The organism is Limisalsivibrio acetivorans, assembly GCF_000421105.1.
Taxonomy (GTDB): domain Bacteria; phylum Chrysiogenota; class Deferribacteres; order Deferribacterales; family Geovibrionaceae; genus Limisalsivibrio; species Limisalsivibrio acetivorans.
Map to the genome: position 1 here is coordinate 1,542,334 of NZ_ATWF01000001.1, position 22,305 is coordinate 1,564,638.

The window sequence follows — 22,305 nt, forward strand, 5'->3', positions numbered from 1 at the left end:
TGTACCCCATCCATATAAAAAAATAGATTTTCTTCACGCCGAACATTATGTATAAATGCCCATGGTCAGAAAATTCGCCGTACTACTAACAATTTTTCTTATCGCTTCTTTTTCCTATGCAGAGCAGAGGATTATAAGCCTTGCGCCTAACATCACCGAGATCCTGTACGCCCTAGGCGCTGGTGAAAAGGTGGCGGGGGTTACCGAATTCTGCAACTATCCCCTGGAGGCGGCTCAAAAACCGAGTGTGGGTGGATACAGCAGACCCAGCCTTGAGAAGGTTCTGAGCCTGAATCCTGACTATGTACTCGGCATGCGTGAGGGATACACCAAGGCCCTCAAGGAGAAGCTGGACAGCCTTGGGATAAAGAACCGGTTCTTCAAGGCGGATAACCTTGGCGAGATCCTGAATATGATTGATGAGATCGCCGGAATAACCGGAACCGACCATTCCGATGTTATCCAGCCTATACTCAAAACCTTCCGCAGTAAGCCGGAGGAGACCGTTCAGGGGCTTTATCTGGTGTCCACGGACCCCGTTTTCGCAGTTGGCGCAGGAAGCTTTATCAACGATACCATGAGCTGTGCCGGGATACGGAATCTGCTTGAGGCGAGCGGAGCGAAGTATCCTAAAACCAGCCTCGAATCGATATACAGGCTCAACCCCGATGTGATCATAGTTCCCGGGAGCGCATCGATTAAGGAGTTTGAGGACAAGCTTGGGCGCCTTAAGCTCACCTCAAAGGTTATAAAGGTGGACGCTGACCTTTACAGCAGAGCATCCTCAAGGATAGGCAGGGCATGTCTGGATCTTCGGCAAAGACTGGCGGAATAACCCCCACACGCCTCACAATCCTTTTTTTGATACTCTCAGCCCTATCTTTTGCCGGGTGCTGGCTCGCACTCTCCTTCGGAGGGGAATTCATACCCCCACACAGGATCGCTGACGGCGGAATAATAATTTCAAAGCTCAGAGTACCACGCATTATGGCGGATTTCATGGTGGGCGGCGGCCTGTCCATTGTGGGACTCGCCTTCCAGACCTATTTCCGAAACCCGCTGGCTGAGCCTTTTACACTCGGCATATCGGGTGGAGCAGCCGTGGGTGTGGTTTTGGCAATGCTCATCGGGGCGGAGTTCATCTTTGCAAGGCAGATATTCAGCTTCGCCTTTGCCGCATTAACGGTTTTCGCTGTCTACGGCTTTTCCGGGAGGTTCCGCAGTTTCAGCCCATCGACACTTATACTAGGCGGAGTTGGGCTTAACTTTCTGTTCTCCGCCGTGATATCCCTTGTTAATTCTGTCATGAGCGAGCACTTCACAAAGAACCTCGTACTCTGGTACATGGGGGATACAACCCTTGTGGGATTTAATTCTGCGGTGATATCTCTAATAGCCGTATCCCTGCTCAGCCTGCTTCTGTATCTCGATTCCGCCCGCCTTAACATATATACCCTTGGTGATGAAACGGCTGTGAACTCCGGGATAAGTGTAACCAGTCTGGGTAAGCGCATATTTCTCACCGGCTCGGCTATAACAGCCATAAGCGTCAGCCTATGCGGCTCCATCGGCTTTGTGGGGATCGTGGTTCCGCATATTATCAAACGCTTCACAGGGGGGGACCACCGCATATCCATGCCCTTCGCCTTCTTTATGGGTGGTCTCTTTGTGGCTGTGACAGATACCTTCTTCAAAACGGTTTTCTTCCCCGTTGAGGTTCCCGTGGGTGCTGTTACTGCTCTCATCGGTGCGCCTGTGTTTATCCGTGTGCTCAGGAGGGAGGTTCTGTGATAGAGATAAACGGCCTCAACTTCAGCTACGGGGATTCCTTCACCCTCGATGTGGAGAGCCTCAGCCTTCCGACGGGTGAGATCGGCATGATAATTGGTCCAAATGGAAGCGGAAAGTCCACCCTGTTGAGGCTTATATGCGGAATAATCAAAGATTTCGAAGGAAAGATACACATCAACGGGCACAATATAAGTGAGCTTGACGAGCGGGAGACTGCCAAGCTCATCTCCTATGTGGGTCCGGCAAATAGGGGCGTGGCGGGGCATACAGTACAGGACATCGTGGCCACCGGTCGCTACCCGTATACGGGTGGATTCGGCATACTCACCGAAGAGGACAATCGGATGGTGGAGCACGCCCTCGATGTTGTGGGTCTGCTAAAACGCCGTGGAGACTGTATAACAAGCCTCTCCTCCGGTCAGCAGCAGAGAGCTTTCATAGCAAGGGCTGTGGCGCAGGATACCCCTGTTATTGCCCTCGATGAGCCCACAGCAAACCTTGACCCACGTTACCGCAAACGTATCATGGAGATACTGCTTGAGCTCAAAGTGAGACGTACCGTGGTTATAGTTGAACACGACCTTAACATGGCAGTCCGGATGGGCAACACCCTGACAGGCTTCGTTGATGGTAAAAAACTTCTTGAAATGAAAGAGCCTTACAGCGGTCTCAAAGAGAGATTGAGCGAGCTCTACGATACAGACTTGAATATATTCTACGTTGATGGTAGATTCTTCATAGACTTTTGAGCCAAACATTTTCCGTTTCGGGGAAGTCCGGTGAAAATCCGGCACTGTCCCGCAACTGTAAGCCGGACGAAAGCCCGTTGGAACCCACTGCCTTATGGCGGGAAGGGGGGCGACTAGGAGGATGGCGAGTCAGGATACCCGGACGGGGGATCTCAAAGTACTAAAACCTTACGCGGATAAGGAGGTACCCATGCTGTCATTCCGATATTAATCTTCAATTAAACCCGTTCAATCAAGCACCCGTATACCTATAATCTTACAAAGGAGTTCTACATTGAGAGTAATAGCCTCTACACTCCTCATTATCCTGTGTGCTGTCAGTGCCTTTGCATCTTTCACAGGATTTGAGGATATAAGCCTGGACAACGAATCATACTGGAACGGCTCCGACGGTTCCGGTGATCTCATAAGCAACGGAATCATCTTCGGCAACAACTACAACGCAGACTGGATGAGCTGGGACGGCTTCGCCTGTTCCAACGTAACCGACAACCAAACTGCGGACTGGTCAAACCAGTATTCTGCAATCACAGGGAGCGGAATTAACGCCTCAGACAACTACGGCGTTGCCTACAACGGCTACACCGAAGCCCCTGAGATAACCATGCCCGAGAGCGGCAGGGTCACAGGCTTCTTCATAAGCAACTCCACCTATGCCTACAACTCCATGAAGCACGGAGACGACTTCGCCAAGAAGTTTGGCGGTGAAATAGGGGAGGATCCCGACTGGTACGCCGTAACCGCAGTGGGATATGACGAAACTGGAACCGAAACGGGGAGAACAGACTTTTACCTCGCAGATTACCGCGGGGAGGATGACTATATCGTCAACAACTGGCGGTGGTTCGATCTCTCAGAGCTGGGCAGCGATGTGAAAACCGTTGAATTTGAATTCGCCTCTTCCGACATGGGTGACTTCGGTATGAACACCCCCGCCTATTTTGTTCTGGATAACTTCAACGCAAAAACGGAACAGATCAGCTTCGAGGATACTTCCACAACTGCGGGTTCCTACAAAAACGGCTCGGATGTTTCCGGCGAATACATATCGGGTAACCTCCGCTTTGCAAACAACTACAACGCAGACTGGATGAGCTGGGAGGGCTTCGCCCTTTCATCGGTGGATGCACCCGCAACGAAGGGCTACATGAACCAGTATGCCGCCGTAACAGGGGGAGGCGTACTATCCGACACCTACGCAGTGGCCTACAGCGGATACACCGCCGAGCCCGTAATAACCCTCCCTGCAGAGGGGAGCGTATCCGGTCTCTATATAACAAACACCGCCTACGCTTTCTGGAGCATGCTTGAGGGTGATGATTTTGCCAAGAAGTTCGGCGGTGAAACGGAGGACGACCCCGACTGGTTCAAGGCAACCTTCACAGGCAGGGATGCAGAGGGTAACGCCACGGGGAGTGTTGATGTTTATCTCGCCGATTACCGCTTCGAAGAGAGTGGTGATGACTATATCCTCAGAAGCTGGAAGTGGGTTGACTTAAGCCCCCTCGGCGATGTGAAGGATGTCACGGTGAGCTTTTCCGGCTCGGATATGGGCGATTTCGGGCTGAATACACCCGCCTACGCCGCCCTAGACTATATCAACTCCGCAGAGCTTTCAAACAGCGACCTCAACGGCAACGGAGTTTCCGATGACCATGAAGCTCCCGCAACGGCGGATCTCGATGATGACGGAACCCCCGATGCCTTCCAGGATAATGCACTCTCAACCATAACTAACAACGGTGAGACCATTACAGCTACAGCACTTTCAGGAACGCTTAAATCCCTGAGTGCCGAGGCAGTTACAGAGAGAGCCGCCTATACATTCGCTACCCCTTCGGTGAGCATAACAGCCGAAGGTCAGCAGGCGGATATAAATATATATCCCGAAAACGGGCTTAACGGCGCCGATACGGTCTTCATCCGAAAAGCAACAGGATGGCAGGAAGCTGAGGACGGCATAACCGCCTCAAACTATTTCGGCATAACAGCCTATGACGGCGGGGTATACGATACCGACGGTCTTGAAAACGGCGAGATCAACCTTATCCTTGCCGCCGGAACCGTTGACGAAGATACCGGCACAGATGATGACACCAGCTCCGGCGGTGGCGGGGGTGGATGTTCAGCGGGTGGAGGCGACTCCCTCGGCTGGCTCCTGCTCGCACTCTCCCTCGGAGTAATAACAATAAGAAGGAAAGAGCAATAAAAGCCATATATTCGCTCTGTATAGCACTCACAATGCTTGTGATCCCGGTCGGAACCGCAACCGGCCGGGATCGTTCCTACACCCTTGAGGAATACGTTGTAACCGCGGGAAGAACAGGTTCCTATGCGGAGAATATCCCTTCGGCGGCGAGCGTCATCACACCAGATAATATTGCCGAATCGGGCGCAGTGAGTGCAGGGGAGCTTATCGCCATGTACACCGGCGCAACGGTTCGCAGTCTGGGGAGTGGAACGGTAATCGATCTCAGAGGAATGGGGGACACAGCCGCCTCATCGGTGGTTATCCTCGTGGATGGTGTACGTATCAACCATGCTGACATGAGCGGTGCAGACCTTAAATCGATCCCTGTTGAGGATATCGAAAGGGTAGAGATCCTCAAAAGCAGCGGGCAGACATCCTACGGGAACGGAGCTGTCGGCGGTGTTGTTAATATTATCACCAAAGAATCATCTAAATCCTCCCTCAGTGGTGAATACGGAAGCTATGATGAGAAGTCCGCTGCATTCATTACAGGTGGAGAGAGTGATGGCTTTATTTTTAAATTCCTCGCAAAGAGCTATCAAACCGGGGGTTTCAGGGATAATGGATGGGAGAAGCACAAGACAGGCTCCGCCTCCTTCACCTTCGAACCGGACTACACCCTCACCTACGGCGCCAGACTAAGCTTCACAGACAGCTCCTACGGGCTCCCGGGCGGTGTTTCCATCGATGACCTTGATGGTGACAGAGATTCAGCCGGCCGCCCCGATGATTACGGCGATACATCGAATGAACGTGCCCTGTTCCATGTGGAAAAATTTATCGGAGAATACCAGATTAACGCAAAAGCGGGCTTCGCCAAGCGTCATTCCCCATTCGTAATGGGCTATTCCCCCCTGCTCCCCATAGACGAACAGAGGGGGCTTACTGAGGAGGATACGGCGGATCTGAGCCTTGTTCTCACAACGGAAAGGGAAGTTTTCGGCAGAACTACTGAGATAAGTGCAGGTGGAGATATATTCATGTCGGATTACGTAAGGTCCGACCCCTCCTCCGGCTCCAGACATAACTCCAATACCAGAAGCGGCGGTGTATTTATAAGCGCAGAATCGGAAATAGCCCCCGGAACACTTCTGACTGCAGGGATAAGATACTCCATCCATTCCGGCATTTACCGTGAAGACTCACATAAAAGCTTCTCCGGCGAGAAGATCTGGATAAACGGTGAGGAGCACCGCAGGGAAAACTCCGAGTACTCCTGGGAGCTCGGAGCAGTGCACGATATGGGGGATTATAACCTTTTTGCATCCTTCGCCCGCTCCTTCCGCATGCCTAACACCGATGAATACGCCAAGGCGGCGGAGGAGCTTAAGCCCCAGACCGGACTCCATGCAGATGCAGGAATCCGCTACTCGGCCAATGACACAAATCTCTCAGCATCCCTCTTCGCCATAGTTATCGATGATGAACTGTACTACGGCGAGGATGAATCGGGTGAACCGCTGAACAGAAACTACGGCGACAAAACAATGCGGAAGGGAGCGGAGATTTCAGCATCGAAATCATTCGCACAGCTGAGGCTTAAGGGAACCTACACATATACCGATGCAAAGTTTAAAAACTCCGGCAGACAGATACCTCTGGTACCTGAACATAAAGCAACGGCGGTTTTAAAGTATTCTCTTGGCGAGGGTCTTCTCTTAGGGGCCGATGCCGTATACGTTTCCTCTAGGCTGGATGGAAACGATACCGGCTCCCGGGATTACGCCGGTCTCGATGCCTACGGAGTGTTTGGACTTAATATATCTTACAAGTACAAGAACATACGCCTCACAGCCTCGGCGGACAACATATTCGATGAGGGATACGAATCCGCCGCCTACAGCGAAACATACTATCCCATGCCCGGCAGGACGTTCCGTGCCGGAGCGGAGGTTGAATTCTGATGAAAGTTCTATATACGGCAATCCTTCTCATAGTATCATCCCTCGCCTTCGCCGGCCCCTACACCGATGAAGGGGGAATACCCTTAGACTCTGAGGATATAGCAGGCTGGGCGCAAACGGTCATAGACTACTCACCCGGCTCGGAGGTGGATTCCACATGGATGAACACCGCAAACGCCCTCGGTCGTGCCGAAGGGAAAGCGGACACCGTTGTATCCCTCGGCAGAGGGGGGAGCATTACCCTGAGCTTTGAAAGACCATTCATAGACGGCCCCGGCTGGGATATAGCGGTATACGAGAACTCCTTCGCACCCGATTTTCTGGAGCTTGCTTTTGTGGAGATAAGCGAAGACTGCGAAAGCTTCCTGCGGTTCCCAGCTGTATCGCTAACACCCGGCCCCGTCTCCGCCTACGGCAAAAGCGACCCCACGGATATATACAACCTCGCAGGGAAGTACAAGGCCGGTCTCGGAACACCCTTTGATATATCCGGCATCGAAGAAGCGCCTGAGGAGATAAACTGCCTGCGCATAGTTGATATAATAGGTGACGGCTCCTCCACAGATTCCGAAGGGAACATTATTTTCGACCCCTATCCAACGGTATCCTCCGCAGGTTTTGATCTGGACGGAGTATCCGTTCGATACTTCGCGGAATCCGAGGGTTCACCACCGTCACCCCCCGAGACCAGTATCTCTTATCCGGAGGGTTATGCCGCCCTCGTATCCCTTTCGAACTACAGCGATCCGGATAATGAGCCCATGGCCGGGGCAAAGTTCACGGTTTATAACGATACCCCCATAATCCATACCGAAACGGAGAATCCTGTTCTTCCCCTCCCCCGCTCCCTTTTCATCAACGGCGATGAGGCATGTGTTCAGGCCATCTTTGTGGATGCATCGGGCTTATCCTCCGTAATCGGGGAGGAGGTATGCTTCACCCCCGAACTGACAGAGCGGAATGGATACGGCATAGAGACCGCATCACTAATCACCGATGGTTCGGACCTCAACGGAAACGGCATGGCGGACGCTGATGAAATGGCTAGCGGAGTGGTTCCGCTGACAAACGGTGAAATATCCCTGACCATCACATCGTCCGATCATCTGAACGCAGCAGGTTTCGAACAGGGGAGCTTCATACTCAACTATGAAACACCTGAGCTGAGCGCTGAGGCATGCTCCAGTATAACCGTCGGAAGTATCAGGACACAGAGTAGTTCCGGTGGTGTAAAAGAGCATAACCTTACGGACGGATGTGCAGAATTATTTATTTCAGACGGCTCCAGTCTGGATGCGGACGGCGTTATAAACGGACGTGTTATCGTGATTGCAGAGGCCGAAAGTATAGAGATACCCGAAAACGGAAACGCAGGTGTCGGAGGCGGGGGGTGCTCTGCCGGCTCATCATTTTTCAGTGTTCCATTACTTCTTCTCGCTGTTGTATTGCAAAGAATGCTCCAAAAGCTTAATATATTATCATACAATAGAGACAAGAGGGGAAAAAGACATAGACACAAGAACAGCCCTCAAGGCTTTGGAGCTGGTTGATGAGCCTGTTATCATTTGCTCACCCTGCGGAGATATTCTTTTTGCAAACAGGAGCCTCTATTCATTAACGGGATTCAGCGATAAGCTTGAGTCCACCAAGGAACTTGGGGAAACCTTTGCGGATGACTTCCTTAATGAGGCTGGTGAAGCTGATACCTTAAGGGACTACAGCTCGGTAATAATTAATTCATCTGGAAGTGTTCTCATTGTCTCTGTTCATATGGAGAAGAGGGAGGATATTATCCTGACCCTTGAGAAGTCAGAGGTCAAGCCTCTCCCTCCGGAAGTATCCTATCTGACACTGCTCACCCAGCATGATTCGCTCCTGTTCGCCGTAACTGTTAACGGTATTATCGAGTATACCTCCTCCGGACTCTCTAAGCTTCTGGGCTATTCGAAGGCGGAGGTGCGGGGGACAAGCTTCAGCGATTTCGTGACGGAAGAGAGCAGGCCCCGCATTTCTCTATTTGCAATGGGCACAAAGATGCCTGCACCCACCGTTAGCATAACTACAGAGAGTGGCACCGTTGAGGCGGCGCTGAATGCCAGCTACGGCGAAGTTAATGGCCGTGTGGCCGCTGTTATAACCGTTAAGCCCTTTGAAGAAGCTCAACAGGAGAAGATGGAGGAGAATGAGCGTCTTCCGCTTATAAGCATCAATAAAAACACCGGTCTCATAACCAGAGTAAGCCAGGCGGCGGCTCATCAATTCAGTATCAGAGCAGGAGAAAGTGCGGCAGAGATCTTTCCAGGGTTCAGTACCAGCCTCTTTGAGAGGGCAGGTGAGGTTTCATTATCTCTTAAAACAGCCGAAAGAATCCTGCGGGTTCACCTTTCTCTGTCCTCAAGCTCGGGTGGTGAACTCACCTTTCTTATCAGGAATATATCAGACAGTAAGTATTCAAAGGCGGCCGCCTCAATGATGGAAAGGTTTGCCAGGAGCATCAAATCCGCTTCGGGGGTGGGTGAGGTAAGCCTTAATATAATTAGCATTGTAAAGGAGATTCCCTTTGTTAAGTATGCCGGAACATACCTGAGAGAGGAGGACGGATCCTACAGGCTGGGTCACCACTTCGGTATATCAGAGAATTTTGCGGTATTAACAGAAACAGTAACCCAGGAGCATCCGGCTCACAGGTTCCTATCCTTCAAAGACCCTATGATAAACTTCACACACATCGATCCCAGGGTACGAAGCCTTGTGGAAGCCGAATCGATGGAGACGTTGATCTCAATCCCCGTTCACCTTGACGGGAAGACCGAGATATCTATCAATCTCGCATCGGATGAATTGTTCGACATCCCCGAGGAGATATTCTACCTTCTCAAAACCATATCATACGGAGCCGGCTGCGCCCTTAAACGGATAAAAACGGACAAAGGTGAGTTCGGAAGCGACATCTCCGCACTTAAGGAACAGCTCATAAGGGAAACACGTGAACTGAAGAAGGTGAGTGAAAGCCTTGAGCGAAGCGAAAACACCTTCCGGCAGATGGTGGAACAGACTCCCGAGCCTGTTATCCTCCACAGCTTTAGCGGCGGGATTATAATGATTAATGATGCCGCATCGCTGGCTTTGTCCATCAATCCTGGCTCAGTTGAGGGATGGAGCATATACGATCTTAACTGGAATGCCGATAGAAACGACCTGCAAAAGACATTCCTCCGTCTCCAGCCCGGCCAGCGTACAACGCTGGAGTGCTCTTCGGGAAGCGGGGAGGATGAGCGGTTGCTGGAATTCAGTATAGGTCTGGTGGATTACGACGATGCCCCCGCCTTTCTACTCATGGGCAGGGATATAACGGAGAAAAGAAGGAGCGAGACACTTCTGAGGGAACGTGAAAGGCTTTTCAGGCTACTATCAGAGAACTCCCCCGCAGGGCTTTTTATCGCCCAGGATGGTGAGCTGGAATACAGCAACCCGGCCTTTGAGGCGATGCTGGGCTATGTTCAGGGGGAGCTTAAAGGGGAGACCTTCCCGGAGGGGATAATCGCCGAGAAGGACATCGGTACTCTGCTATCCTCAATGGAAAGTGTTTTAACCGGCCGGATGAGGTACAGTGCTTCATCTTTGGAAGCTCTGCACAGGGAGGGTTCCTTTAAAAATCTTCGCATATTCGGCTCTGCCGGATTCCTAAGCTCCAGACCATGCTTCATCGGTCTTGCCGTTGACATAACCGAGCAGTCTATACAAGAGAGCATGGTTATGCACAAGGCGAAACTTGCTGCTATGGGTGAGATGCTGGTTAACATCTCCGGACAATGGAAACCCTCACTCAATAAGGTTATCAAAGGGACGGAGGATATGCGCACCCATATCTGCAAGGAGCCGCCGGATATCAAGTCCCTCTCCGAAACGCTGGAGGAGATGAACCGGATACTTGTTTTTATGGATGAAAGGCTTGAGGATCTTGATACGGTAACCGCACCCGACTCAGGTACAGGGCATTTCAACGCCGCAGAGGTTTCCGCAAAAACAGCCGCAGTTGCCGAGAGTATTATGAACAGCAGAGGGATCAGCTTTGTTCAGGATTTCAGCTTTGACAAGAGGGTAAAGGGGAATCCTTCCCGCTTCTCCCAGGTTCTTATGAATATATTGACCAACGCTGTAAACACCCTTACCGAAAGGAAAATTACCGAACCAAGGGTTCAAATAGAAACCTTTTCGCTGGATGGCAGCATCGCCGTAAGGATATCCGATAACGGCGGCGGTGTGCACGAGAAAGACTTTAACAAGATATTCGAACCTTACTACTCCGGCAGCGGAGACTCCCACGGGCTCGGTCTTTATATAGCCAAAAGGATCATTGAAAAGGATATGGACGGCCTCCTCCATGTTAGAAATGACAGCAGGGGAGCTGTTTTTACCATAGTCCTTCGGAGCTGACATGGATAAAAATATTATAGATGAATTCAACCTCAGATTTAAGGATATCCCGTTGGCCGCCGCACTCAGTAGGAGGGGTAGTTGTTTCGAAGCGGTCAACGCCGCCTTTTGCTCACTTCTGGGCTACAAAGAGGATGAACTTACAGCCCTCAGGCCTTCGGATATCTCTCACCCGGGGGATTATAAAAGGGAAGTTGAACGGATTATCAACATGAAACAGAACGAAGAAGAGAGCCTGCGCTTGGACAAGAGATACATCCATCGCAGAGGGGATATTATACACTGCCGCTGTGTTTTTTTCCCCTTCGGCAGCGAAGGGCATGTTGCCGGCCTAATAGAGGATTACTCAGGAATCATTGACGAATACCGAAGCTCTAATTCAGAGATGGATAAACTCAAACGCTCAGACAGCGTAAAATCCTCCCTCATCTCCGGAATAGCGAAGGAGTTGAGGGAGCCTCTGCATATGATACTGAGCTACTCAGCCTTTGGTATAGAACGTCTGGACAAGGTTTCGTCCGAAAAAATAAGAAGGTACTTCAAAAACATCGATTCCGCGGCAAAGGATATTCTCAGGTTCTCCAACGAGCTCTTTGATCTGGGTACACTAAGCCTTTTCGAAAAGCTGGAGACTGGAACTGCGGATATATATGGCGCAGTTATGAAGTCGGTCGATGAAACAACCGATAACTATCCCGGGTTTGTGCTGGACATAGAGCGCCCTCCAGGCGAGGTAACCGGTGTGGTGTGTGATTCTGCAAAGCTTGAGAGGATCGTTACCATACTGCTCGATAACGCCGCCTCCTTAAGTGGCGAGAAGAAGAGGTGCAGGGCTGAAATAGAAAAAGACCCGGAGAACGATACACGCATCATTTTAAGCTTTCGATCACCTAAATGTCTGGAATCCATGTCATATGTAGAACTCACAGAGATGATAGCCCGCGATACCGTCGAAAGGATGGGGGGGTGGCTTGAAACGGAAACATCCGGCGGGGAATATATCCAAAGGATTATACTGAACAGAGTGTTATAGGATGAGCAGAAAAGAAACGATACTGATCGCCGGCGGCAGCATGGTGGAAAGGGAGATACTTGAGGAAACACTTGGGGAAGAGTTTCACGTTCTTCAAAGCAGTGGTTACTCTGAAGCGGTAGAGCTGTGCTCCCGTGAGAATCCGCTCCTGATACTGGCGGATATCGATCGGGGAATAGAGCAGAGTGCGGAGCTTTTCAGCCGTCTGAAAAAGAACCGGGTTACAGCGGATACCCCGCTTATTGCGCTCACTGCATCCTCAATGCCCGATGATAAGCTGTTGATATACCGCTCTGGTGCTGATGACTGCATTATCAAGCCCTATACATCCGAAGAGATACGGATAAAGCTATCCCTTTTCAATACAAGGACTCCCCAATGTATGAACGGATATACCCTTGATACTAAGGAAGGAATAATGAATCTCTCCTCTCCGTGGAAGAGTTTGCTCGGTATATCACCATCAAGAAAATCTGCGGATGTTGAAACATTGCGGATGATGATGGATGAAAAAGAGAGGGACTTTCACCTTAAACATCACGAAAAGGCTCTCAGAGACAGGTTTTCCTCCATGGAGTATACCCTCGAAGTATCAGGAGAGTTTATCAATGTTTTTGAATCTGCCAGGAGCTTTTCCGATGATGGGGTTCTTTACTGCTCAATGGGGGATATAACTCATCTATGCAGGAGGATTGAGGGGCTTAAAGGGGAGAACTCTTTCTACGAAGGGATACTGGAAGAGCTCCCTATGCTTGTCTCTGCAAGGGATGAAACGGGGAGGTACAGATACGTTAACAAAGCCTTCATGGAGTTCACCGGTAAAAAAACCGAGGAGCTCTACGGAAGATACCCCGAAGAGGCATGGAGCAGAGAGATCTCGCTTATCCATATGCGTGCGGACAGGGAGCTGCTGGAGAAGAAGGAGCCTCTCGAGTACGAAGCGGGATACCCTTACAAAGATGGCTCCTCAAGGACTGTTTTTTGTCATAAAGCCCTGGTGCCATACAACAAAGGCAGAAGTGCAATGATAAACTCTGTTTTTGATCTTACAAACTTCCGCACTGCTGAAAAGCTGAACACGGACATCAAGGCGATGGCCGCCTCCTCCAGAGGGATAAGCAAAACGCTTGATTCCATAATACTCCCCGCTGCTTTCATATCCAGCCAGGGTCATATACTCCATTCTAACATGCTCATGGAGGCGGCTTTCCGCAAAGGAAGCGTTATTAGGGGTTCTGAGATTGCAAATCTGTTCGATGGGAACGAAAAGAAGAAGGTTCAGCAGATCCTTGACTTGGAGAAGACGGGCTATGCGATGACCTCCATAAGCTCGGGCTCACGCAGGAGTGCGCACTTCACCTTCATAAGCGATAAGGACAACGTATTCGAAGGCTTTATCGTGTCCTTCTCCGAGGAGGAGAGGGCTAGATAACCCTTTTCAGAATCATGTACAGGATAATGAGAAGAAACTGGGCGTAAATAATTACGCCCAGTAGATTCATGTTATCCTTCTTTATAAATTTCTTAAACCTTTCCAGCATATCTACCTGTTATATATTGAACTTGCTCACCGTGGACTGCAGGTCAGAGGCAAGCTTGCTTAGCTGTTCCACTGCGGCTGCTGTCTCCTGTGATGCGAGGGAATTCTCGCCAGCAATATTGGAGATATTCTCGATACTCTCCGCCATCATGCCCATGGCGCTCGCCTGCTCATCGGTGGCCTTTGCGATCTGCTCGACCTCAGAGGACACAGACTCCACATTTTCCTTAATCACATCAAGGGCCTGTCTCGCCTCTCCAGCTTTGACCTTACCCTGTTCCACCTGCTCGACACCTTCATGCATGCCCGCAACAGCTCCGCCTGTATCAGCCTGGATGCCCTGGATCATATCAGCGATCTCCTGGGTGGCCTTAACGGTTTTCTCAGCCAGCTTGCGAACTTCATCGGCCACGACTGCAAATCCCCTTCCGTGCTCACCAGCTCTGGCCGCTTCAATGGCGGCGTTAAGCGCAAGAAGGTTTGTCTGGTCGGCTATATCATCGATTACCTGAATGATCTGGCCTATCTGTTCGCTCGACTCGCCAAGCTTGCGTACGGTTTCGGAAGCATCCTCAACGGTTCTTGCAATCTCCTCCATCATATCTCTGGTTTCATCCACAAGGGCGTGCCCCTGCACAACGGATTCCCTCGCCTCGTTGGCACTGCGGGAAACGCTTCCGGCATTATCGGCAACCTCGGCCACCGTAGCGTTAACCTCCTCCACTGCCGATGCGGTACTTGCAACCTGCTCAGCCTGATCCGTTGCACCTTTGGCGATGGTTTCCGCATTGCTCGAGAGCTCTGCGGAGGTGGAGGCGAGGCTGTCTATACTGTCCACTACGGTACGAAGGGCGTTACTGCTGGCATCCACCATACGGTTAACGGCCCTTCCAAGCTCACCAACCTCATCACTGGAACCGGCTTCAACGCTGACGGTGTAGTCACCCTCGGCTATCTTTTCGAAGACCTTGCCCATAGCCTCCAGCCTGCGGAAGATGAAGCGGCTGTTTATAAGGTAAAGTATTATAATAATTGCGATGGTTGCGGGGAGCATTATCATAAGCTGCTGTATAAGTCCCTTATGGATGGCCGCAAAGACGGGTGCTGTGGGGAGAAAGACCTCGAAGGCTCCATGTATCTCACCAGCTCTCCAGTTTTCCATCTTTGTCCCTGTGGGGTCTCGTCCATCATCACGCCCCCAGTACTCGGAGGATCTGGCGGGGTCACCGTGGCATGTCTCGCACTCGGTCGTCAGCCTGATAGCCTTGAAGTACCGAAGCATGCCTGATTTCTTATCGTGCACAGTATATTCGGGAGTGGTCCCTGAGCCGGTATCGAGCTCCTTGAGTTTATTAAGTACTTCGGATTCAATGGCATCTGGTTCGTTTTTCGGATTCCTTGGAGATACTTTGGGAACTTTGAACTTAAGGCCAGCCTCTTCGGACTTAAGCTCCATAACTGTTATGGAAGCAATAATAGGAACGGTGAGAAGGAACTTATCCACGTCCTCCCTCGCCTCTTCCATATCAAAAACACCTTCGTTAAGCTGTTTTGCTCCCCATTGTCTGACACCTTCGGAGGCAAGCACAAAGCTTCTCGCCCTCTCAAATTCAGCTTCAAACATATGCTCTTTTGTCAGAAAGTAGTTGAATACAAGGATTGCACCAACACCTAAACTCACAATCAAAGCCACGAGAATAGCTATCTTTGCATTAAGCTTCATCAATAACCCCCTAAGGTTGTCTTAATTAAATCTACACCACATGGTGCAGGAAAGCAAAAGAAATCAATCTGCTGAAACTGCCTAACTTTCAGTTACTCAAACATTATATTGATATTCCATACCATAAAATGAAATCCCCGGGAAATCCGGAAGGAAACCCGGGGAATTATTTATTCATAGTTCAATTACTAAACTCCCTTATCGGCCACCTTTTCCGCCTTCTGGTCCTTTCTGGAGAGATAGCGGTTCATGGCATTGAGATAAGCTTCTGCACTGGCAACGACAACGTCCGTTGAGGAACCTCTGCCTGTAACATCGTATCCGCACTCTTCGAACTCGGCTGATACCACGACCTCACCCTGGGCATCCTTACCCTCGGTTACGGCGTTTATACGGTAGCTCTTAAGCCTGCCGGCTATATCTGCGATACGCTCGATCGCCTTGAAGCATGCATCCACAGGCCCGTCACCGATGGAGGCATCGGTAACAGTTACGCCGTCGCCGTTGGAGAGCTGTACGGTGGCGGTGGGAATGGCGGAGTTACCGCTGGAGAAGCTTACGCTGCCGAGGGTGTAGAACTCCTTGCCACCCTTGAACTGCTGTTCGATGAGGGTTTCAAGATCTTCGTCATAAACCTCTTTCTTCTTGTCCGCAAGCTCCTTGAACTTGTTGTAAGCCTTCTCGATCTGATCCTTTTCAAGGGTGAAACCGAGGTCCTCGATACGCTTAACAAGGGCGTGTCTGCCAGAGTGCTTGCCGAGAACAAGGGCGTTTGAGGGATAGCCCACACTTTCGGGGGTCATGATCTCATAGGTGGTTCTGTTCTTGAGAACGCCGTCCTGATGGATCCCCGCTTCATGGGCAAATGCGTTCTTACCCACAATCGCCTTGTTCGGCTGAACTCCGACTCCTGTGATGGATGTGAGCAGGCGGCTGGTTCTGTAAATCTCTTTAGTGTTCACACCGAGCTCGATGTCATCGAAAAGGTCCTTACGGGTGTTTATGGCCATAACAACCTCTTCGAGGGAGGCGTTTCCGGCACGCTCACCGATACCGTTCACAGTACATTCGATCTGGGTCGCTCCCGCCTTAACGGCAGCGATGGAGTTTGCAACCGCCAGCCCGAGGTCGTTGTGGCAGTGGACGCTTATCCTTGCCTTATCAACGTTGGGAACCTTGTTCATGATCGTGGAGATAACCTTCTCGAACTCCATGGGAACCGTATAGCCCACTGTGTCAGGTATGTTTACTGTGCTTGCGCCGGCATTGATAACCGTCTCCACAACCTTGCAGAGGAAATCGAGGTCACTGCGGATGGCGTCCTCTGCGCTGAACTCCACATCCTCACAGAGGTTTCTGGCGAACTTTACAGAATCTTCGGCTATCTGCAGAACCTCTTCGGGTGATTTCTTGAGCTTGTGTTCCATGTGGATGTTGCTGGTGGCGATGAAGGTGTGGATGCGAGGGCGAACGGCATGCTTAAGAGCATCCCAGCCCACCTCGATATCCTTTTTGTTTGCACGGCAGAGCCCTGCCACAGCAGAGTTTTTCACTGTCTGGGCAACCTTTGATACAGCCTCAAAATCGCCGGGGGATGATATGGGAAAGCCCGCCTCCATAACGTCCACGCCAAGTTTCTCAAGCTGGATTGCCATACGGAGCTTCTCATCCACGTTCATGCTGAATCCGGGTGCCTGTTCGCCGTCTCTCAAAGTTGTGTCAAAAACCATTATCTTTCTGCTCATTGTATTCCTCCGATTATTTTTATCTTTATATTTAAAACATTCTGCCAATTTGTTCTGTAATCGTCAAAGTATAAACGGCTTCATAGCCTATCTACCCCCTATTTCTATCATCTCTGTCCCTTTCTAAGGGAAATTTTCTGCATTTATCCATAAAAAAAGCCCCTTTCCTTAAGGAAAGGGGCTCTTGAAACCTGTTTAGACTATATAGACTCTTTTCTATATATTCTGCGCCTCTTCCTCAAGGTGTAGTCGATTCTTCCTGAATAGAACATAGATTAGGCCGCTTAGGGCATAACCTAGGGATAGTAGGAATAGGAAAACCTCGGGGTACAGGCCTAGTACGAATATGATGAGAACAACGCCCACAAGGGTATTAAAAGGCTTTGAGCTTATGCCTTCAATGTTTTTAAAGCTGTAGTATGGGATATTGCTCACCATGAGAAAGCCCACGATATAGATCATGAACGTGAACCAGAGGGGTACTTCGATGCTTGAAGGATCCCCGAATATATGATTGGCAAAGAGCACGCTTGTAACGATAACACCCGCAGCCGCAGGGCTGGGGAGACCGATAAAGAACTTGCTGCTGAGCCTTTTGGTCTGCACATTGAAGCGGGCAAGCCGGAGTGCGGCGCACGCTATGAAGAGGAAGGCGGCCATCCAGCCGAGTCTTCCGTAGGGCTTGAGTGCCCATTGATAAACGAGGAGTGCCGGAGCAACGCCGAAGGAAACGAGATCCGCCAGAGAATCGAGCTGAATGCCGAAGTCGCTGGAGGCGTTCAATATTCGGGCTACCTTACCGTCCATTCCGTCGAAGAGGAAGGCGAGCAGGGTTGCATAGGCGGCTATGACATACTCTCCGTTCAGGGTCGCAACAATACTGTAGAAACCGCTGAAAAGACCGAGAAGAGTAATAATGTTGGGGAAAACCAACGTCTTTTTCATCATAACCTGAGCCTGCCCTCCTTATTTATTCGCCGCCGGTGCCTGTATATTTAGCAAGTACACTCTCACCCGCTTTTACAGTATCACCCTTTTTAACGAGTATGTCAAAAGAAACGGGGAGGAAATGGTCCACACGGGAGCTGAACTTGATTATCCCAAGCCTGTCGCCGTAATGAACATGATCGCCCACATTCCAGTAGCAGACGGTTCTGCGGGCAACGAGGCCTGCGATCTGCTTGACGATCATCTTGCCGTACTTAGTATCAACATGGATTATGTTTTGTTCGTTGCGCAGGGGTGCATCGGGTCTATCTGCAGGAACGTACTCGCCCGGCTTGTGGACTATCTTCGTAATATCGCCGGCAATGGGCATACGGTTCACATGCACATTGAACAGATTCATGAAGACGCTCACCTTTCTATAGGCGATTCCGTCCACCTCGGTCTCCTCAATGTCGATAACCTTGCCGTCTGCACCCGAGACTGCAATATCGTCATAGGGTGGGATGTCCCTCTCCGGATCACGGAAGAACCAAAGAAACATGGCAAAAAGAAAAAAAGCAACAGCCATAAGGAGACCTTTGGGGATAAGCCAAAGGACAAAGAATGCAACCAAAGCGCCGATTATGAAAGGAAAACCCTCTTTAGCTATCAAGACTCTATACACCTCTTATTTAATACCGAGCACAATCTATGCAGATATGAAACCGCCGAAGCGCTTATTCAATACCCGGTGCTGTTTCTAAGTAAAAACTACCGGTTCCTGTTAATACCCGGTGCTAGTACTGTAAACAAAAACTGCCCGGACTGCTTACAAAACGGGCGGCCAAGAAAGCCGCCCGTTGATATCTGTAACTAACCTTAAATTAGATTAATTTTTGTCTTTGTCAACTATCTTGTTCTTTCCGAGCCAGCTCATCATCCCTCTAAGCTTGGAGCCAACCTCTTCGATGGGATGCTCCTCGCCGAGCCTTGTGAGTGCGTTGAAGTTGGGGCGGTTTGCCTTGTTCTCAAGCATCCAGTCTCTGGCGAATTCGCCTGACTTTATCTCGTAAAGGATCTGCTTCATAGTCTCCTTGACTTCGGGAGTGATAACTCTGGGCCCCCTAGTCATATCGCCGTACTGGGCGGTGTTGCTGATGGAGTAGCGCATGTTGGAGATGCCCCCTTCATAGAGAAGGTCTACGATGAGCTTAACCTCATGGAGGCACTCGAAGTATGCCATCTCGGGTGAGTATCCGTCCTCAACGAGTGTTTCGTAACCGTACTTGATAAGCTGGGTAAGACCTCCGCAGAGAACAACCTGCTCGCCGAAGAGATCCGTTTCGGTCTCTTCCTGGAAAGATGTCTCAAGAACGCCTGCTCTCGCACCGCCGATTGCTGCGGCATAGCTGAGGGCAACCTCACGGGAATCGCCTGTGGCATCCTGATGGATAGCGATAAGGCAGGGAACGCCGCCACCCTTCTCGTATTCCGCACGAACGAGGTGACCGGGGCCCTTGGGGGCGATCATGATAACGTTCACATCTGCGGGGGGTACGATCTGGTTGAAGTGTATGTTGAAACCATGGGCGAAGGCGAGGTATGTATCGGGCTTGATGTTGGGAGCGATCTCCTCTCTGTAGAGGTCACCCTGGATCTCATCGGGTGCGAGAATCATTATTACATCCGCCCACTTAGCCGCCTCTGCAATCTCCATGGGCTTGATACCGGCGGCTTCAACCTTCTTCCAGCTGGAGCTACCCTTTCTAAGACCGACAGCCACATCAACACCGCTCTCCTTGAGGTTGTTGCTGTGTCCGTATCCCTGGCTTCCGTAACCTATAACTGCAACCTTTTTCCCCTTTATGAGTTCAAGGTTTGCATCCTTCTCGTAGTATGCTTTCATTATGTTCCTCCGACAAAATATTAAAGATTTTTATATCATCTATAAACTAAATTCAAAGCTTAAAAAAGGGGGGCTTTACCCCCCCTGCATTTTTATCTGTCGCTGGTGGCCTTGCTGCCCCGGGCTATTGCTACACTTCCGGTGCGAACCACCTCGATAACTCCATACGGTTCAAGGACATTCAGAAAAGCCATATTCTTGTCCTTGCTTCCTGTTATCTCCACCACAAGGGAATCGCCGTTGAGATCGATGATCTTACCCCTGAAGGTGTTTACAATGTTGAATATCTCAGGCCTTGTTCTTCCGTTGGCATGGATCTTAACGAGGAGCATCTCCCGCTCGATGTGGTCCATCGTTACAACATCACGAACCTTGAGCACGTTTACAAGCTTGCGAAGCTGTTTGATAATCTGCTCCACAACCCTATCGTCACCCCTTGTTACGATGGTCATAACGGAGAGTCCGCTCTCCATTGTCTCCCCCACCGAGAGGCTCTCGATATTGTATCCCCTTCCGCTGAAGAGTCCTGAAATCCTTGAGAGAACGCCGAACTTATTTTCCACAAGTATGGATATGATATGTCTCATCTGCTCAACCCCCTACTTGAAGACCATTTCGTTTATGGCTGCACCGGCGGGAACCATGGGGAAAACGTTCTCTTCCCTGTCCACACGGAAGTCAAGCAGCACGGGCTTGTTCTCTATCTTGAGTGATTCCTTGATGACACCCTCAACATCCGCAGGGCTCTCCGCTCTGAGACCGGGGCATCCGAAGGAATCGGCCAGTTTAATGAAATCGGGCTGGCAGTCGAGACAGCTGTTTGAGTATCTCTTATTGAAGAAGAGATCCTGCCACTGGCGTATCATGCCGAGGAAGCGGTTATTAAGGATGGCGACCTTTACACCGACCCTGTACTGAACCGCAGTACAAATCTCCTGGATGTTCATCATGAAGCTGCCATCACCTGCAATGTCAAAGACATGCTTATCGGGGCAGCCGAGCTTGGCTCCGATAGCAGCAGGGAAGCCGTATCCCATAGTACCGAGACCGCCGGAGGAGATGAACTGGCGGGGCTGTTTAAAGTTGTAGAACTGCCCTGCCCACATCTGGTTTTGGCCGACCTCTGTACATATGATGGCGTTGCCGCCTGTCAACTCGCTTATCTTCTCAACAACAAACTGGGGCTTGATCACCTTGTCGGAATAGTCGTAGCTGAAGGGCTTTTCGCTGTTCCACTTCCTCGTCTGTTCTACCCATTCTTTTCTCGGACCTTCGTTCTTTCTCCAGTCGTAGTTCTCTATATCGTCGAGAACCTGCTTGAGAACAACCTTGCAGTCGCCAACTATAGGTATCTCAATGGGAACGTTCTTACTGATCGATGCAGGATCTACGTCGATGTGCGCTATCTTCGCATTCTGGGCAAAGCCGGAGAGCCTGCCTGTGGAACGGTCGGAGAAGCGTGTTCCGATGGCTATGATGAAGTCCGCATCGCTCATCGCCATGTTGGAGGCGTAGTTTCCGTGCATTCCGTACCATCCGGTGAAGTTCGGGTGATCGCCGGGGAAGCTTCCAAGGCCGAGGAAGGAGGATACAACAGGTATCTCCACCCGTTCGGATAAACGCAGAAGCTCCTTGTTCGCCTCGCTTATGGTAACACCGCCACCTGTGAGGATAACGGGCTTTTTAGCCCCCTCCAGCAGACGGAGCATCTTCTTAATCTGCCCCGGATGCCCTTTTATGTTGGGGTTGTAGCCGGGGAGGTTAACGGTGTCCTTCCATACGAACTTGGTCTTGTCTGTGGCCACATCCTTGGGAAGGTCGATGACAACGGGACCGGGACGGCCTGTTCTTGCTATATAAAACGCCTCTTTAATGGTGTCCGCAAGCTCACGAACATCCTTAACGAGGTAACTGTGCTTAACAATAGGGCCTGTAATGCCCACTATGTCCGCCTCCTGAAAGGCATCTCCTCCTATGAGGTTTGTGGGGACCTGGCCTGTGAAAACAACGAGTGGTACGGAATCCATATGCGCATTTGCGATACCTGTTACGAGGTTCGTAGCTCCGGGACCGGATGTTCCAAAGCATACACCCACCTTGCCGGTGGCTCTTGCGTATCCGTCTGCAGCGTGTATTCCTCCCTGTTCGTGTCTGGGCAGTATGTGCAGGAGATCGGCATCGAAAAGTGTATCGTAGATACCGAGAAGCACTCCGCCCGGATACCCGAACAGAAGATCGACTCCTTCCCTCTGAAGGGATTTTACTAATATTTCAGCACCGGTTATCGGCATATCATTAC

The 22,305-nt window shown here is 50.6% G+C and carries 16 protein-coding genes and 1 riboswitch; of the genes, 9 read left to right on the forward strand and 7 right to left on the reverse strand.

Annotated features, from left to right (window positions below; translation table 11 throughout):
• Positions 1-55: 55 nt before the first annotated feature.
• From K300_RS0107320 to K300_RS0107365, 9 genes are all read left to right on the forward strand, one after another.
• The gene (locus K300_RS0107320; protein WP_022851018.1) at positions 56-835 is read left to right on the forward strand and encodes a helical backbone metal receptor; all 780 of its coding nucleotides are present in this window, start codon (positions 56-58) and stop codon (positions 833-835) included.
• Positions 802-1,791 carry a FecCD family ABC transporter permease gene (locus tag K300_RS14960; protein ID WP_051135294.1) on the forward strand — a complete coding sequence of 330 codons (990 nt, stop codon included), beginning with the start codon at positions 802-804 and terminating at the stop codon, positions 1,789-1,791. Before K300_RS0107320 ends, K300_RS14960 begins: the two co-directional genes overlap by 34 nt.
• On the forward strand, positions 1,788-2,540 hold the full coding sequence (locus tag K300_RS16725; protein WP_051135295.1) for an ABC transporter ATP-binding protein: 753 nt from the start codon (positions 1,788-1,790) through the stop codon (positions 2,538-2,540). The genes K300_RS14960 and K300_RS16725 overlap by 4 nt, the downstream gene beginning before the upstream one ends.
• Positions 2,538-2,700: riboswitch (cobalamin riboswitch) on the forward strand. (Overlaps the previous gene by 3 nt.)
• 114 nt (positions 2,701-2,814) lie before the next feature.
• Positions 2,815-4,749: a DUF4465 domain-containing protein gene (locus K300_RS16155; RefSeq protein WP_022851020.1), complete on the forward strand. Its 1,935-nt coding sequence runs from the start codon at positions 2,815-2,817 to the stop codon at positions 4,747-4,749.
• 32 nt (positions 4,750-4,781) lie between these two features.
• Complete coding sequence (locus K300_RS16730) at positions 4,782-6,695, forward strand: TonB-dependent receptor (RefSeq protein WP_022851021.1); 1,914 nt, start codon at positions 4,782-4,784, stop codon at positions 6,693-6,695.
• Positions 6,695-8,245, forward strand: a complete 1,551-nt coding sequence (locus K300_RS16825) for a hypothetical protein (protein ID WP_022851022.1) — start codon at positions 6,695-6,697, stop codon at positions 8,243-8,245. The genes K300_RS16730 and K300_RS16825 overlap by 1 nt, the downstream gene beginning before the upstream one ends.
• Complete coding sequence (locus K300_RS0107355) at positions 8,232-11,132, forward strand: PAS domain S-box protein (protein WP_022851023.1); 2,901 nt, start codon at positions 8,232-8,234, stop codon at positions 11,130-11,132. Before K300_RS16825 ends, K300_RS0107355 begins: the two co-directional genes overlap by 14 nt.
• Position 11,133: 1 nt before the next feature.
• The gene (locus K300_RS0107360) at positions 11,134-12,165 is read left to right on the forward strand and encodes a sensor histidine kinase (protein ID WP_022851024.1); all 1,032 of its coding nucleotides are present in this window, start codon (positions 11,134-11,136) and stop codon (positions 12,163-12,165) included.
• 1 nt (position 12,166) lies between these two features.
• The gene (locus K300_RS0107365) at positions 12,167-13,597 is read left to right on the forward strand and encodes a PAS domain S-box protein (protein ID WP_022851025.1); all 1,431 of its coding nucleotides are present in this window, start codon (positions 12,167-12,169) and stop codon (positions 13,595-13,597) included.
• A gap of 118 nt (positions 13,598-13,715) precedes the next feature.
• On the opposite strand, the gene K300_RS0107375 is transcribed toward K300_RS0107365, so the two are convergent.
• The 7 genes from K300_RS0107375 to ilvB form a co-directional block, all read right to left on the reverse strand.
• Positions 13,716-15,428 (reverse strand): methyl-accepting chemotaxis protein, encoded by a 1,713-nt coding sequence (locus K300_RS0107375; RefSeq protein WP_022851027.1) that lies wholly within the window; start codon positions 15,426-15,428, stop codon positions 13,716-13,718.
• Between the two features lie 188 nt (positions 15,429-15,616).
• The gene (locus tag K300_RS0107380; protein WP_283804754.1) at positions 15,617-17,221 is read right to left on the reverse strand and encodes a 2-isopropylmalate synthase; all 1,605 of its coding nucleotides are present in this window, start codon (positions 17,219-17,221) and stop codon (positions 15,617-15,619) included.
• Positions 17,222-17,389: 168 nt separating this feature from the next.
• Positions 17,390-18,121 carry a CDP-diacylglycerol--serine O-phosphatidyltransferase gene (gene pssA, locus K300_RS0107385; RefSeq protein ID WP_022851029.1) on the reverse strand — a complete coding sequence of 244 codons (732 nt, stop codon included), beginning with the start codon at positions 18,119-18,121 and terminating at the stop codon, positions 17,390-17,392.
• A gap of 22 nt (positions 18,122-18,143) precedes the next feature.
• Entirely contained in the window at positions 18,144-18,773 is a 630-nt protein-coding gene (locus K300_RS0107390; RefSeq protein WP_022851030.1) for a phosphatidylserine decarboxylase, read from the reverse strand.
• Positions 18,774-18,989: 216 nt separating this feature from the next.
• Positions 18,990-20,006, reverse strand: a complete 1,017-nt coding sequence (gene ilvC / locus K300_RS0107395; RefSeq protein WP_022851031.1) for a ketol-acid reductoisomerase — start codon at positions 20,004-20,006, stop codon at positions 18,990-18,992.
• A 92-nt stretch (positions 20,007-20,098) separates the two neighbouring features.
• Positions 20,099-20,593, reverse strand: a complete 495-nt coding sequence (gene ilvN, locus K300_RS0107400; protein WP_022851032.1) for an acetolactate synthase small subunit — start codon at positions 20,591-20,593, stop codon at positions 20,099-20,101.
• 12 nt (positions 20,594-20,605) lie between these two features.
• Positions 20,606-22,297, reverse strand: coding sequence for a biosynthetic-type acetolactate synthase large subunit (gene ilvB / locus K300_RS0107405; protein WP_022851033.1), 1,692 nt, complete (start codon positions 22,295-22,297; stop codon positions 20,606-20,608).
• Between the last annotated feature and the right edge of the window lie 8 nt (positions 22,298-22,305).

Bases quoted from the DNA above. Each gene is read 5' to 3' on its own strand.
- K300_RS0107375 (WP_022851027.1), bottom strand. From the start codon at position 15,428: ATGAAGCTTAATGCAAAGATAGCTATTCTCGTGGCTTTGATTGTGAGT.
- K300_RS14960 (WP_051135294.1), top strand. From the start codon at position 802: ATGTCTGGATCTTCGGCAAAGACTGGCGGAATAACCCCCACACGCCTC.
- K300_RS0107360 (WP_022851024.1), top strand. From the start codon at position 11,134: ATGGATAAAAATATTATAGATGAATTCAACCTCAGATTTAAGGATATC.
- K300_RS0107320 (WP_022851018.1), top strand. From the start codon at position 56: ATGCCCATGGTCAGAAAATTCGCCGTACTACTAACAATTTTTCTTATC.
- K300_RS0107365 (WP_022851025.1), top strand. From the start codon at position 12,167: ATGAGCAGAAAAGAAACGATACTGATCGCCGGCGGCAGCATGGTGGAA.
- K300_RS16825 (WP_022851022.1), top strand. From the start codon at position 6,695: ATGAAAGTTCTATATACGGCAATCCTTCTCATAGTATCATCCCTCGCC.
- K300_RS16730 (WP_022851021.1), top strand. From the start codon at position 4,782: ATGCTTGTGATCCCGGTCGGAACCGCAACCGGCCGGGATCGTTCCTAC.
- pssA (WP_022851029.1), bottom strand. From the start codon at position 18,121: ATGATGAAAAAGACGTTGGTTTTCCCCAACATTATTACTCTTCTCGGT.
- ilvC (WP_022851031.1), bottom strand. From the start codon at position 20,006: ATGAAAGCATACTACGAGAAGGATGCAAACCTTGAACTCATAAAGGGG.
- ilvB (WP_022851033.1), bottom strand. From the start codon at position 22,297: ATGCCGATAACCGGTGCTGAAATATTAGTAAAATCCCTTCAGAGGGAA.
- ilvN (WP_022851032.1), bottom strand. From the start codon at position 20,593: ATGAGACATATCATATCCATACTTGTGGAAAATAAGTTCGGCGTTCTC.